Source organism: Streptomyces sp. NPDC043746 (genome assembly GCF_056436485.1).
Genome location: NZ_JBWKCM010000036.1, coordinates 17,297 through 31,606, shown reverse-complemented (window position 1 = coordinate 31,606; position 14,310 = coordinate 17,297). Strand labels below are relative to the sequence as shown.

Genomic DNA, 14,310 nt, shown 5'->3' with positions numbered 1-14,310 from the left:
GGGTGACCTCAGCTACCGATACGCCTCTCCCTGCCGTCACGCGGCTGATCGCGACCGACCTCGACGGCACCCTGCTGCGTGACGACAAGACGCTCTCGGCACGCACCGTCGCCGCGCTCACGGCCGCCGAGGAGGCCGGGATCGAGGTCTTCTTCGTCACCGGCAGGCCGGCCCGGTGGATGGACGTCGTCAGCGCCCATGTGCAGAGCCACGGACTGGCGATCTGCGCCAACGGTGCCGTGGTCACCGACCTGCGGGCCGACGGCGAACTGCTCACCGTGCGGGCGCTGGAGCGCGACGCCGCCCTCCACGTCGTGCACAGCCTGCGCGACTGCGCCCCCGGCACCTCCTTCGCCATCGAGCTGACCACCGGCATCAACTACGAGCCCGCCTACCCGCCCTTCCACCTGGACCCGGGCGCCGCCGTCGCCCTCGCGGAGAAGCTGCTGCACGAGGACGTGCCCGGGGAGGGTGCCCCCGTGGTCAAGCTCCTGGCGCACCACACCGAGATGCCCCCCGACGCCTTCCTCGCCCTGGCGCGCACGGTGGCCGGGGAGCAGGCCGCCATCACCCGGTCCAGCCCTTCCGCCCTGCTGGAGGTCAGCGGGCTCGGGGTCTCCAAGGCCAGTACGCTCGCCGCCTGCTGCACCGAGCGGGGCATCTCCGCCGCCGAGGTGGTCGCCTTCGGTGACATGCCCAACGACGTCGAGATGCTCGGCTGGGCCGGTACGTCGTACGCGATGGGCAACGCCCACCCCGCCGCCCGGGCCGCCGCTACGGGGCAGACCCTCACCAACGAGGAGGACGGCGTGGCGGTGGTCATCGAGCGGATCCTCGCCGCCCGCTGACGCCACCCGCCGTTGGCATCGACGGCCGTTCCCCTGCGCCTCGCCTCAGCCTCCGCCCGGCGGCCGTTCGCGTACGACTCACAGCGGTGCCTCCCACACCACCGTCGTCCCGCCCCCGTCCTCCCCGGTCCCCGGGCCGAACCAGCTCGCCCCGCCCAGCGACTCCGCCCGGCGGGCCAGGTTCCGCAGACCGCTGCGGCGCCCGCCCTCCGGGATGCCCACCCCGTCGTCCGCCACCGACAGACGCACCGCGGCCCGGCCGTCCGGCAGGGTCGCCGTGGCGTCCACCACCACGTCGATCACCGAGGCCCCGGAGTGCCGGAAGGCGTTGGACAGCGCCTCGCGCAACGCGGCGACCAGGTTCTTGCCGGTCAGCTCCCCGACGAGCGAGTCCACAGCGCCCAGGAAACGGTGCGAGGGCTTGAAACCGAGAGGGACCGCCGCCATGTTGATCTCCCGCAGGACGCGGGTGCGGAGCCCCGAGGGGGCCTCGGCCGGTTCCTGCTGGAGCGCGAAGATGGCGGTACGGATCTCCTGGATGGTCACGTCCAGCTCGTCGACCGCCCGGCCCACCCCTGTCCGCACCTCGGGGACGACCGAGCGGCGCTGGGCGCTCTCCAGCATCATCCCGGTGGCGAAGAGCCGCTGGATGACCAGGTCGTGCAGGTCACGGGCGATCCGGTCGCGGTCCTCGTAGACCGCGAGCCGCTCCCGGTCCCGCTGCGCCTCGGCCATCATCAGCGCCAGGGCCGCCTGCGAGGCGAACTGGGCGGCGAGCGTCCGCTCGGCCCGGCTGAAGGGGGGCGCGCCTCGCGTCCGGGGGGTCGCCAGGGCGCCGAGCACCCGGCCCCCGCTCTGCAGCGGCAGCAGCATGCTCGGCCCGAACAGGCCGGCCAGTCTGGTGACCATCCGGCTGTCGGTGGCCGAGTCGTCGATGAAGACCGCCTCCCCGGCCAGCAGCTTCGCCACCACCGATGAGCGGGCCGGGATGATCACCCCGAGCGAGGACGAGGGGTCGTCCGCGGAGACCGCGACGATCTCCAGCCCGCCGTCCGCGGTGGGCAGCAGCACGATCCCGGCGGCGGAGTCCGCGAGATGGCGGGCCTGTTCGGCGACGACGGAGAGCGCGTCGTCCGCGTCCCCGCCCGAGAGGAGGGCGGTGGTCACCGCCACCGAACCGTCGATCCAGCGCTCCCGCTGCCGCGCCGCCTCGTACAGCCGGGCGTTGCCGATGGCGATCCCCGCCTCGGTGGCGAGGACCCGCACCATGTGCAGGTCGTAGTCGCTGAACTCGCCGCCATCCTCCTTCTCGGTCAGATAGAGGTTGCCGAAGATCTCCCCCTGGACCCGGATCGGCACCCCGAGGAAGGTCCGCATCTGCGGATGGCCGGGCGGGAATCCGGCGGAGCGCGGATCCTCGGCCAGGTCCGCCAGCCGTACGGGTTCGGGGTCACGGATCAGCGCGCCCAGCAGGCCCCGGTGGCCGTCGGGTCTGCGTCCGATCGCCTGGGCGGCCTCCTCGGAGACCCCATGGGTGATGAAGTCGCAGAGGCCTTCACCCGACTCGTCGACGACGCCGATGGCGGCGTACCGGGCGTGGGCCAGCTCCGCCGCCGTCGCACAGATGCGGTCCAGGGTGGAGTGCAGCTCCAGCCCCGTACCGATCGAACGCATCGCCTCCAGGAGCTGCGGGACCCGTGCCGTCAGCTCGGTGGAGAGGCCCTGCAGGCTGCGGGTGGCCTGCGTGGCGGCATCGAGTGAGTCCTGCGGGTCCGGCTCTGCCATGATCTGAGCCTAATTAGTTGAGATTGGCTAGGAAAGTCGGATTTTCCCGTGCTCGATTCCCACCGGGCTCGGTACCGGGCCCCACTCGGCGCCCCGCCGCACCCGGCACCCACCCCTCAGGCCCCCGCCCCCGCCGTCTCCGCCTCCCGCTCCAGCATGCGGCGCAGTGGCCCCTCCTCGGCTGCCAGCTCCGCGTACGGTCCGCGCTGCACCACCCGGCCCGCGTCGAGTACGAGCACCTCGTCGACGGCCTCGACACCGGCCAGCCGGTGCGTGATCAGGACGGTCGTCCGTCCCTCGGTCGCCGCCAGCAGGTCGGCGGTGAGCGCGTCGGCGGTCGCCAGGTCCAGATGCTCGGCCGGCTCGTCCAGGACGAGGACCGGGAAGTCGGCCAGCAGCGCCCGGGCCAGGGCGAGACGCTGGCGCTGACCGCCGGACAGCCGGGCGCCGTGCTCGCCCACCGGAGTGTCGAGCCCCTGGGGCAGCGAGCGGACCCACTCCAGCAGTCGGGCCCGGGAGAGCGCCTCGTCCAGTTCGGCGTCGGTCGCTCCGGTGCGGGCGAGGCGCAGGTTCTCCCGGATCGAGCTGTCGAAGACGTGGGCGTCCTGGGCGCACAGGCCGACGGAGCGCCGTACGGTGTCGCCCTCCAGCCCGGCCACCTCCGCACCGCCCAGGCGGTACGTCCCCGAGGACGCGTCCAGGAAGCGCAGGAGCACCTGTGCGAGCGTCGTCTTGCCCGAGCCGGAGGGGCCGACGACCGCGATACGGCGGCCGGGCACCAGCGTCAGGTCGAGCGACTCCAGCGCATCGTGGTCCGCCCCCGGGTAGCGGGCCGAAAGACCCCGTACCTCCAGTGGGAAGGGGGTGGCGGGCGGATCGGCCGGGGACGCGGGCTCCTGTACGGGAACGGGGGCGTCGAGCACCTCGTACACGCGCTCCGCGCTCCGCAGGATCCGCTGGCGGTACTGCACCGCGAGCGGCATCCCGGCGACGGCCTCGAAGGCGGCGAGCGGGGTGAGCACCAGCACCGCGAGCGCGACGCCGGAGAGGCGCCCGTCGTTCACGGCGGGGACGGCGACGGCCGCGGCGGCGACCACGGTCAGCCCGCAGACCAGGGCGGAGAGCCCGCCGCCGAGGGCCGTCGCGGTGGCCGCGCGGGAGGCGATCCGGGTGAGCAGACCGTCGGCGGCCCGCATGTGCGCCTGCCGGGCCGGGAGGGCTCCGGCAACGGTCAGCTCGGCCGTGCCGCCGAGGAGATCGGTGACCCGGGTGGCCAGGGCGGCGCGGGCGGGCGCCAGCTGACGCTCCGTACGGCGGGCGACGGCACCGCTCACCAGCGGCACCCCGACCCCGGCGACCAGCAGCCCGACCGCCAGGATCACGCCCGCCTCGGGCAGCAGCCAGCCGGTGAACCCGGCGGCGGCCACCGAGACGGTGAGCGCGGTCCCGGCGGGCAGCAGCCAGCGCAGCCAGTAGTCCTGGAGCGCGTCCACGTCGGCGACGAGTCGGGAGAGCAGGTCGCCCCGGCGCACCGTGCGCAGCCCGGCGGGGGCGACCCGTTCAAGGCCCCGGTAGACCGCCACCCGCAGTTCGGCCAGCAGCTTGAGGACGGCATCGTGGGAGACCAGGCGCTCCGCGTACCGGAACACCGCCCGGCCGATACCGAAGGCACGCGTCGCGGTGACGGCCATCATCAGGTAGAGGACCGGCGGCTGTTCGGAGGCGCGGGAGATCAGCCAGCCGGACACGGCCATGAGCCCCACGGCCGATCCGACAGCGAGGCTGCCCAGCAGCAGCGCCAGTGCCAGCTGCCCGCGCTGGGCGCCCGCCGCCTCGCGGATCCGGGCGAGGGTCCGTCCGGGGCGGGCCTCGGTCTCCCGCAGCAGTTCGGTACCGGGGGCCGCGTCCGCGTCGGCGGGCTCCAGCAGATCGGCAGCCTCCAATACGTCCCCGGGGGGACGCGCGTCCAGCAGTTCACCGCCCGCGAGGGGCTGCGGAACGGGCAGGCCGGGCGCGGAAGTCGCGGCAGTCCCGGGGGCGTCCACCGCGCGCGGCTCCAGCGCCACCACCCGGTCCGCCACCGCCAGCAGGGCCGGGCGGTGGACCACCAGCAGAACGGTCCGGCCCGCCGCCAGTCTCCGTACGGCCTCGACGATCCCCGCCTCCGTCTCGCCGTCCAGGCTCGCGGTCGGCTCGTCCAGGAGCAGCAGGGGCCGGTCCGCCAGGAACGCCCGGGCCAGGGCGAGGCGCTGGCGCTGGCCGGCGGAGAGCCCGGCCCCGTCCTCGCCCAGCCGGGTTCGCACCCCGTCGGGCAGCTCCGCGACGAAGTCGTACGCCCCCGCCTCCCGCAGCGCCGCCACCACCGCCTCGTCGTCGGCGTCGGGCCGGGCGAGGCGGACGTTCTCCGCGATCGTCCCGGCGAAGAGGTGCGGTCGCTGCGGGACCCAGGCGATCCGGCTCCGCCACCGCTCCGGGTCCAGCTCCGCGAGGTCCCGCCCGCCGACCCGGACGTGCCCCTCATCGGGTACGGCGAACCCCAGGACCACAGTGAGCAAGGTGGACTTGCCGACGCCGCTCGGCCCGACCAGGGCAACGGTCTCCCCGGGCTCGACGGTCAGCGAGACGGCGTCCAAGGACGGCTCGGTGCGGCCTTCATGGCGTACGGTCACGCCCTCCAGCTCCAGGCGCGTCGAGTCCGGGACCTCCTCGGCGCCCGACGCCCGGGGCTCGGACTCCAGGACCGCGAAGATCTCCTCGGCGGCTGAAAGTCCCTCCGCCGCCGCGTGGTACTGCGCCCCGACCTGGCGGATCGGCAGATACGCCTCCGGAGCCAGGATCAGGACCACCAGACCGGTGTAGAGGTCGAGGTCCCCGTGCACCAGCCGCATCCCGATGGTGACGGCGACCAGGGCGACCGACAGGGTGGCCAGCAGCTCCAGGGCGAACGAGGAGAGGAAGGCGATCCGCAGAGTGCGCAGGGTGGCCCGCCGGTACTGCGTGGTGATGGAGCGGATCGACTCTGCCTGGACCTTGGCCCGGCCGAAGACCTTGAGCGTCGGGAGCCCGGCGACGACATCGAGGAAGTGCCCGGAGAGCCGGGAGAGCAGCTGCCACTGCCGGTCCATCCGGGACTGGGTGGCCCAGCCGATCAGGATCATGAAGAGGGGGATGAGCGGCAGGGTGACCACGATGATCGCCGCCGACACCCAGTCCTCGGTGACGATCCGGGCCAGTACCGCCACTGGCACGACGACCGCGAGCCCGAGCTGCGGAAGATAGCGAGCGAAGTAGTCGTCGAGCGCGTCGACCCCGCGCGTCGCCAGCGCCACCAGGGAGCCGGTGCGCTGGCCGCTCAGCCAGCCGGGACCCAGCTGCGCGGCCCGCTCCAGGAGTCGGCCGCGCAGCTCGGACTTCACCGCCGCGCTCGCCCGGTGGGCCGCCAGCTCGGTGAGCCAGGCGACCAGGGCACGCCCGGCGGCGACCGCCGCGAGCAGGAGCAGCGGGGTACGGAGCTGGGCGACCGTGAGCCCGTCCTCGAACCCGCCCACCACGATTTCCGCGATGAGCATCGCCTGGGCGATCACCAGGGCGGCGCCCACCAGACCGAGCGCCACCACGGCCGCCAGGAAGAGGCGGGTGGCCCGGGCGTACCGCAGCAGACGCGGGTCGATCGGTTTCACGTGAAACATCCCCCAGCAGGGTCGACGGAGCGGGCCGGGTCGTGACTCACGGAGAAGTCGTGTTTCACGTGGAACACGACCCGGCGAGGCCGGTGCGGATCAGTGCGCGTCCGCGATGTGCTGAGTGCCGATCCGCTTGCGGAACACCCAGTACGTCCAGCTCTGGTACAGCAGCACCATGGGTGTGGCGATACCGGCGCACCAGGTCATGATCTTCAGCGTGTACGGCGTGGAAGAGGCGTTGGTGACCGTGAGGTTCCACGCCTCGTCCAGCGAGGACGGCATGACGTTCGGGAAGAGCGTCAGGAACAGCATGCCCACGGCCGCCACGATCGTCAGCCCGGAGTAGGCGAACGACCAGCCCTCACGCCCCTTGGCGATGGCGCCGATCGCCGCCACCAGGGCCACCACCGCCACGATCAGCGCCACCAGGCTCCAGCGGTCACCGCTCGCGGCCTGGGTCCAGAGCAGAAAGCCGAGTGCGAGCACCGCTGTGGCCAGGCCCAGCTTGATGGCGAGGGCGCGTGCCCGGCCCCGGATGTCCCCGGCCGTCTTGAGCGCGGCGAACACCGCGCCGTGGAAGGTGAAGAGGAAGAGCGTGGCGAGCCCGCCGAGGATCGCGTACGGGTTGAGCAGGTCGAAGAAGTTGCCGACGTACTCCATCTCGGCGTCGATCTTCACGCCGCGCACGATGTTCCCGAAGGCCACCCCCCAGAGCACGGCGGGGATCAGCGAGGTCCAGAAGATCGCGGTCTCCCAGTTGGTCTGCCACCGCTCTCCGGTCCGCTTGGCCCGGTACTCGAAGGCGACGCCGCGCACGATCAGGCAGAGCAGGATGATCAGCAGCGGCAGGTAGAAGCCGGAGAACAGCGTGGCGTACCACTCGGGGAAGGCCGCGAAGGTCGCGCCGCCCGCGGTGAGCAGCCAGACCTCGTTGCCGTCCCAGACGGGCCCGATGGTGTTGATCAGGACCCGCCGCTCCTTGCGGTCGCGGGCGAGCAGCTTGGTGAGGACCCCGATACCGAAGTCGAACCCCTCCAGGAAGAAGTAGCCGATCCAGAGGACGGCGATGAGCACGAACCAGATGTCGTGGAGTTCCATCTCTCAGCTCCTGTGCTCTCAGTACGAGAAGGCCATGGGCCGGTCGGCGTCTTCGTCGTCGTGGCCGTTGATCCGGGTGGGCGGGTTGAGGTCGGATTCGGTGAGTTCCGGCGGCCCGGCCTTGATGTACTTCACGAGCAGCTTGACCTCGATGACCGCGAGGATCGCGTAGATGAGGGTGAAGAGGATCATCGAGGTGAGGATCTCGCCCTGCGACACACCGGGGGAGACCCCGTCCCGGGTCTGGAGCACCCCGTAGACCACCCAGGGCTGGCGGCCCATCTCGGTGAAGATCCAGCCCCAGGAGTTGGCTATGAGCGGGAAGAGCAGCGTCCAGAGCGCGGTGAGCCAGTAGAGCTTGGTGAGCTTCGGGCTGAGCGCCTTGTTCCGGAAGAGGACCAGGTTCGGCACCTCGTCCTCACCGGTCCGCATCGCCGGTGGCAGCAGGAACCTCTTCCGGGTCAGCCAGAGCCCCAGGAGGCCCAGGCCGAAGGAGGCCATCCCGAAGCCGATCATCCAGCGGAAGCTCCAGAACGCCACCGGGATGTTGGGCCGGTAGTCGCCGGGGCCGTACTTCTCCTCCAGCGTCCTGTTGATGTCGTTGATGCCCGGGACATGCGAGTTGGGGTCGCTGTTGGCGAGGAAGGAGAGCACCCCGGGGAGCGAGATCTCGACGGAGTTGTGGCCCTCGCTGACGTCCCCGTAGGCGAAGATCGAGAAGGGTGCGCGGTCCTGGCCGTCCCAGAGCGCCTCGGCAGCGGCCATCTTCATCGGCTGCTGCCGGAACATCACCTTGGCGAGCATGTCGCCACTGACCGCGGTGAGCAGTCCGGCGATGACGACCGTGACCAGGCCCAGCCGCAGCGAGGTCCGCATCACGGGGATGTGCTTCTTGCGCGCCAGGTGGAAGGCGGCGATGCCGACCATGAACGCCCCGCCGACCAGGAAGGCCGCCGTGATGGTGTGGAAGAACTGGGTGACCGCGGTGTCCTGCGTGAGCACTCGCCAGAAGTCGGTGAGCTCCGCCCGCCCGCGCTCCTCGTTGATGCGGTAGCCGACCGGGTGCTGCATCCAGGAGTTGGCCGCCAGGATGAAGTAGGCGGAGAGGATCGTGCCCAGCGAGACCATCCACATGCAGGCGAGGTGGATCTTCTTCGGCAGCCGGTCCCAGCCGAAGATCCACAGTCCGATGAAGGTGGACTCGAAGAAGAAGGCGATCAGCGCCTCGAAGGCGAGCGGGGCGCCGAAGATGTCACCGACGAAGCGCGAGTAGTCCGACCAGTTCATGCCGAACTGGAACTCCTGGACGATGCCCGTCACGACGCCCATGGCGATGTTGATCAGGAACAGCTTGCCCCAGAACTTGGTCGCTCTGAGGTACTTCTCGTTGTTCGTCCGCACCCAGGCGGTCTGCAGGCCGGCGGTGAGCGCGGCGAGCGAGATCGTCAGCGGAACGAAGAGGAAGTGGTAGACGGTGGTGATGCCGAACTGCCATCGCGCCAAGGTCTCCGGCGCCAGAGCGAGGTCCACGTCGTCTTTCTCCTTACGTCGCCGTGGTGACACCACGTCTCCGTGGTCGCACCGGGCACTTCGCCCCGCCAATCCCCTGGATCACGGGCAAACGGGGCACGCTTGTGAACGCGTTCACATTCACAAGCAATTATGGCGCACACACTTTCGGACCCTTCGCCGGGGGTACCCCTTCTCGGCCCCGGCCCGCAGGAACAAGCCAGAAGCCCATGCGAAAGGCCCCGGACCTCGTCGTTCGAGGTCCGGGGCCACCGGCCGTCGGTGCGCCGCGACGGGCACACCGGTCAGAGGAGCACCACGACGGGTGCACCGGAGCACAGGAGCGCCACGGCGGGCGCCTACCGCTACAGCTCCGCGCGGAACGCCTCCGCCGTCTTCAGGAAGAGGTCGTTGCCCTCGCTCTCGCCGATCGTGACCCGTACGCCCTCGCCCTTGAACGGGCGCACCACCACACCGGCCCGCTCGCAGGCGCCCGCGAAGTCGAGGGTCCGCTCGCCCAGGCGCAGCCAGACGAAGTTGGCCTGCGACTCCGGCACGGTCCAGCCCTGGCGCACCAGCTCCTCGCTCACCCGGCCCCGCTCGGAGACCAGCGAGCCGACCCGGCCCAGCAGCTCGTCCTCGGCGCGCAGCGAGGCGACCGCCGCATCCTGGGCGAGCTGGCTGACGCCGAAGGGGACCGCGGTCTTCCGCAGCGCGGCGGCCACCGGCTCATGGGCCACGGCGAACCCGACCCGCAGCCCGGCCAGCCCGTACGCCTTGGAGAAGGTCCGCAGCACCGCCACATTGGGGCGGTCCCGGTAGATATCAATGCCGTCGGGCACCTCGGCGTCGCGGATGAACTCCTTGTACGCCTCGTCGAGCACCACCAGCACATCGCTGGGCACCCGGTCCAGGAACCGCTCCAGCTCGGCCCGGCGCACCACGGTCCCGGTGGGGTTGTTCGGGTTGCAGACGAAGATCAACCGGGTCCGGTCGGTGATCGCCTCCGCCATCGCATCGAGGTCGTGCACCTCGCCGTCGGCCAGCGGGACCTTCACCGAGGTCGCGCCGCTCACCTGCGTGATGATCGGGTACGCCTCGAAGGAGCGCCAGGCGTAGATGACCTCGTCACCCGGGCCCGAGGTCGCCTGCAGCAGCTGCTGGGCCACCCCCACCGATCCGGTGCCGGTCGCCAGGTGCGAGACCGGCACCCCGAAGCGGTCGGCCAGCTCGTTCATCAGCCCGGTGCACGCCATGTCCGGGTAGCGGTTGAAGCTGCCCGCCGCGGCGAGCGCCGACTCCAGGACCCCCGGCAGCGGCGGGTAGGGGTTCTCGTTGGAGGACAGCTTGTACGCGACCGGTCCACCGGCCGCCGCCGGCTTGCCCGGCACATAGGCGGGAACGCCGTCCAGCTCGGCGCGCAGCTTGGGGCTCGTCTCGCTCACCGCAGGTCCTCCTCGACCGTCCGTTCACAGCAATACTGCACACCTTATGAGGATTGGGCGCCGCTGCGAATGGGCCGGGAGCGGAATCTCCCGCAGTGCCGGGAATGGTCCGCCCCCAGGCCTCTCCGCAGTCTGCACGGGGTCTTCTGGGCGCCCGTCCGGGGAGTCTTCCAGGGGGGAGCGTTTTCGGTCCCGGCGCGCGCCCATGTCTCACGCCGTGGCGCGCGTCCCCCGAAGTGGTGAGTTGAGACCTCTTCGAGACATCGACCATTCAGCAGGCAGCCAGCCGTCCCCACCTGATACACCAAAGTCGATCCCGCCAACAGCCTCGCATTACAAGGGATATGATGGGTAATCACCTTGCAGAAACGTGCCTGCCTGAGGGTGCATATGCGACCGGACCGACCGCCCCTCGGAGCCCTACTATCGGCTCGCCATGACAGCAGCAGGGAAGCACCAGGTGAGCCGGACGGAGACCCCCCGGCGCGGCGGCCGGCCAGGACGGGCGGGCATCCGTGACGTGGCCGCCGCGGCCGGAGTCTCGATCACGACCGTCTCCGACGCGCTCAACGGCAAGGGCAGGCTCCCGGACGCCACCCGCAGCCATGTCCGCGAGGTCGCAGAGCGCTTGGGCTACCGCCCCTCCGCAGCGGCCCGAACCCTCCGTACCGGCAAGTCGGGGCTGATCGGCCTGACCGTGACCACGTACGGGGATGAACCTTTCACCTTCACCGAATTCGCGTACTTCGCGGAGATGGCGAGAGCCGCGACCTCGGCGGCGCTCGCCCGGGGCTACGCCCTGGTCATCCTCCCCGCCACCTCCCGCCACGACGTCTGGTCGAACGTCGCGCTCGACGGCACCGTCGTCATCGACCCCTCCGACCAGGACCCGGTCGTCACCGAACTCGTCCGCCAGGGGCTCCCCGTCGTCTCGGACGGCCGACCCGCCGGGGCGCTCCCCGTCACCGCCTGGGTCGACAACGACCACCGGGCCGCCGTGCTCGACCTCCTCGACCACCTCGCCGCCGCCGGGGCCCGCCGCATCGGCCTGCTGACCGGCACCACCACCGACACGTACACCCGGCTCTCCACCACCGCCTACCTCCACTGGTGCGAGCGAGTCGGCCAGGACCCCGTCTACGAGTCCTACCCGGCGCACGACCCGTGCGCGGGCGCGGTCGCCGCCGACCGGCTGCTCGCCCGCCCGGACCGCCCCGACGCGGTCTACGGCCTCTTCGACCCCAACGGCACCGACCTCCTCGCGGCCGCCCGGCGCTACGGTCTGCGCGTCCCCGACGACCTGCTGCTGGTCTGCTGCAGCGAATCCACCGTGTACGCGGCCACGGAGCCGCCCATCACGACGCTCTCGCTGAAGCCCCGCCACATCGGCACCGCCGTCGTCCAGCTCCTGATCGACGCCATCGAAGGGGTCGAGCACGACGGTCCGGTGGAGCAGGTGATACCGACGGAGCTCATCGTCCGGACCTCTTCGCAACGGCGCCCGCCGCGCACCACGGTCAGCGCGCCGCGCTCCCCCAGCAGGGACTGATCGCCTCTTTTCGGACCAATCGGCCGGTGAACCGTACGTGCGCCCGGATTCACCACCCCTGGTGCGTCACACAGATCGATCCGCATTCCTATGATGGGCGCACGACACCGCGGACCACCTCTGCCAGGCAGGACCGTCAGGTGTACGGCGGCGCGACGGTGGTGGAGGGGTCGATGACTCAGGGGGCCGGTCAGGAACCCGTGGTGCGGACGGCGACGTTGCGTGACTTCCGGGTTCCGCCGTATGCGCGGACGCCCGTACCGCCCCAGGCGCCAGGCGCGGTGCCGCCCCCGACACCACCTCCGCACGCGCCGGAGCCGACCGCGCCCGCGCAGCCGCCCGCGCCGCACACCGTCGTACCCCCGTCGCACCCGCTCACGCCCCCCGCGCCGCCGGCCACCGAACCGCCCCACCCCGGCAACGCGGCCGTCGGTGACGAGCCCCCGGAGGGGTACACCCCCACCGAACGCGACCTCCCCGTCATCAACCGCGGCGACACCGTCAAGATCCAGGCCATCCCCGAAGCGCGCCCCGACAGCGGCGAGGGCCGCGGCCCGCTCTACGTCGTCGGCGACGTCCACGGCTATCTGGACGAGCTGGTGGCCGCCCTCGCCGCCCAGGGCCTCATCGACGGCGACGGCAACTGGGCCGCGGGAGACGCCCGGCTCTGGTTCCTGGGCGACTTCACCGACCGCGGCCCCGACGGCATCGGCGTCATCGACCTCGTCATGCGGCTCTCCGCGGAGGCGGCGGCCGCGGGCGGCTACTGCAAAGCCCTGATGGGCAATCACGAGCTGCTCCTCATCGGTGCCAAGCGGTTCTCCGACACCCCCGTCAACTCCGGAGCCGGCACCGCCACCTTCCAGGCCGCCTGGCTGCTCAACGGCGGCCAGAAGAGCGACATGGACCGCCTCCAGGACGTGCACCTCCAGTGGATGTCCCGGCTCGACGCGGTCGTCGAGGAGGACGGGCATCTGCTGATGCACTCCGACACGACGGCCTACCTCGACTACGGGTCCACCATCGAGGACGTCAACGACACGATTACCGCCATCCTCACGCGCAACGACGCCGACGAGTGCTGGGACCTCTTCCGCAAGCTCACCAAGCGGTTCGCCTTCCGCGACGAGGGGGGCGCCGACGCGGTGCGCGAGCTGCTCTCCACGTACGGCGGGCAGCGCATCGTCCATGGCCACAGCCCGATTCCGTATCTCCTGGGCGAGGTCGGCACGGAGGACGGCGAGGACGGTTCGGGCCCGGTGGTGAACGGCCCGCACGTCTACGCCGACGGGCTCGCCATCGCCATGGACGGCGGGGTGACCATGGCCGGAAAGCTACTGGTCGTCCAACTCCCCCTGCATGGCTGACCTCTGACGGGGAAGACGCTTTTCGATCGGACCGCGCCGATCATCGGGCCTATTTACGGAAACACCCTGTCTCCCCGTGCCGTGGGCGCTCTACCATCGGCTCATCAGTGGCAGGCTCTCCTCCGTTTCTGCCCGATCGCCCGGCCGACCCGGGCAGCCGGGCCCGACGGAGCATCGGGGGATGCAGATGACAAGCGCTCCGCACCTGCTGGCCGAGGACGGTCCCGAGTACGCGCGGATCCTGGGTGACGCCCTGCGTCACGCCCGGGAACGCCCGGACCTGGAGGGCGTCGGTGACCGGCTCAACACCGAACAGCTGCGCACGATGGCGCTCGACGCCACGGCGCTGATCACCGCGTCGGCGGCCACCGAGTACGAGCACTACGTGAAGGCCCGCGCCGAGCTGCGCGCGGCGAGCGCGACCGTGCCGGAGGGCGAGCAGTACGGAGACACCTCGTCGGCCACCGGACCCGGCGCCGGCATAGGGGCGGTCCTCACGGTCCTGACACCGCTCCTCGCGGGCACCGCCGCCGTGATCTTCCTGCTGGTCGGCTATCTCCTGAAGGCGGTCAGCCCGTCCCTCGCCTTCGGCGCCAGCATGGTCGCGGCCGGGTGGTTCTTCGCGGCCGTCGCCGCCGCGGCGATCCTGGTCGCCGCCATCGGGCTGCTCGTCACCGCCCTGCGCAACGGCTCGACCTCACTCGCCGCGGAGGACGAGGAACAGGAGCTGCCGGAGGAGGTCGCCCGGGCCCGGGAGGCCTGGCGTCACGCCCTGCTGGAGCGCGGCATCCTGCCGTTCCTCCGGGACGCCCTGGCCGACCCGACCGCGGGCCCCGCCGCACGGACCCCGCACCGCTCGCCCCACCGCATGCCGAAGATCGGCTACAGCAGGCCGGACTTCTCCGGTCCGGAGGACGGCCCGTCGGCGGGCCCCCGTCCGACCTTCACGAGCCCGGACTTCACCAGCCCGGACTTCGGTGGCCCGGACTTCGGTGGCCCGGAGCACCGGCCGGAGTAGCCACCGCG

General features: G+C 71.6%; 9 protein-coding genes. 4 read left to right on the top strand and 5 right to left on the bottom strand.

The features are described from left to right. Nucleotides 1-2: 2 nt before the first annotated feature. Entirely contained in the window at nucleotides 3-848 is an 846-nt protein-coding gene (locus AC0682_RS28235) for a Cof-type HAD-IIB family hydrolase (protein WP_478535949.1), read from the top strand. Between the two features lie 78 nt (nucleotides 849-926). On the opposite strand, the gene AC0682_RS28230 is transcribed toward AC0682_RS28235, so the two are convergent. The 5 genes from AC0682_RS28230 to hisC all read right to left on the bottom strand — a co-directional run bounded on the left by AC0682_RS28230 (nucleotide 927) and on the right by hisC (nucleotide 10,368). Then, nucleotides 927-2,633 carry a sensor histidine kinase gene (locus AC0682_RS28230; protein ID WP_478535948.1) on the bottom strand — a complete coding sequence of 569 codons (1,707 nt, stop codon included), beginning with the start codon at nucleotides 2,631-2,633 and terminating at the stop codon, nucleotides 927-929. 116 nt (nucleotides 2,634-2,749) lie between these two features. Continuing rightward, the gene (gene cydD / locus AC0682_RS28225) at nucleotides 2,750-6,313 is read right to left on the bottom strand and encodes a thiol reductant ABC exporter subunit CydD (protein WP_478535946.1); all 3,564 of its coding nucleotides are present in this window, start codon (nucleotides 6,311-6,313) and stop codon (nucleotides 2,750-2,752) included. A gap of 99 nt (nucleotides 6,314-6,412) precedes the next feature. Then, nucleotides 6,413-7,414 carry a cytochrome d ubiquinol oxidase subunit II gene (gene cydB / locus AC0682_RS28220; RefSeq protein WP_478535944.1) on the bottom strand — a complete coding sequence of 334 codons (1,002 nt, stop codon included), beginning with the start codon at nucleotides 7,412-7,414 and terminating at the stop codon, nucleotides 6,413-6,415. Nucleotides 7,415-7,432: 18 nt separating this feature from the next. Continuing rightward, nucleotides 7,433-8,944, bottom strand: a complete 1,512-nt coding sequence (locus AC0682_RS28215; RefSeq protein ID WP_254812099.1) for a cytochrome ubiquinol oxidase subunit I — start codon at nucleotides 8,942-8,944, stop codon at nucleotides 7,433-7,435. A gap of 344 nt (nucleotides 8,945-9,288) precedes the next feature. After that, the gene (gene hisC / locus AC0682_RS28210) at nucleotides 9,289-10,368 is read right to left on the bottom strand and encodes a histidinol-phosphate transaminase (RefSeq protein WP_254812100.1); all 1,080 of its coding nucleotides are present in this window, start codon (nucleotides 10,366-10,368) and stop codon (nucleotides 9,289-9,291) included. 436 nt (nucleotides 10,369-10,804) lie between these two features. On the opposite strand from hisC, the gene AC0682_RS28205 reads away from it, so the two are divergent. The 3 genes from AC0682_RS28205 (at nucleotide 10,805) to AC0682_RS28195 (ending at nucleotide 14,302) form a co-directional block, all read left to right on the top strand. Further along, nucleotides 10,805-11,917: a LacI family DNA-binding transcriptional regulator gene (locus AC0682_RS28205; RefSeq protein WP_254812101.1), complete on the top strand. Its 1,113-nt coding sequence runs from the start codon at nucleotides 10,805-10,807 to the stop codon at nucleotides 11,915-11,917. 173 nt (nucleotides 11,918-12,090) lie between these two features. Next, nucleotides 12,091-13,284 (top strand): metallophosphoesterase, encoded by a 1,194-nt coding sequence (locus AC0682_RS28200; RefSeq protein WP_254812102.1) that lies wholly within the window; start codon nucleotides 12,091-12,093, stop codon nucleotides 13,282-13,284. A 181-nt stretch (nucleotides 13,285-13,465) separates the two neighbouring features. Then, nucleotides 13,466-14,302 (top strand): hypothetical protein, encoded by an 837-nt coding sequence (locus AC0682_RS28195; RefSeq protein ID WP_478535941.1) that lies wholly within the window; start codon nucleotides 13,466-13,468, stop codon nucleotides 14,300-14,302. Nucleotides 14,303-14,310 lie beyond the last annotated feature (8 nt).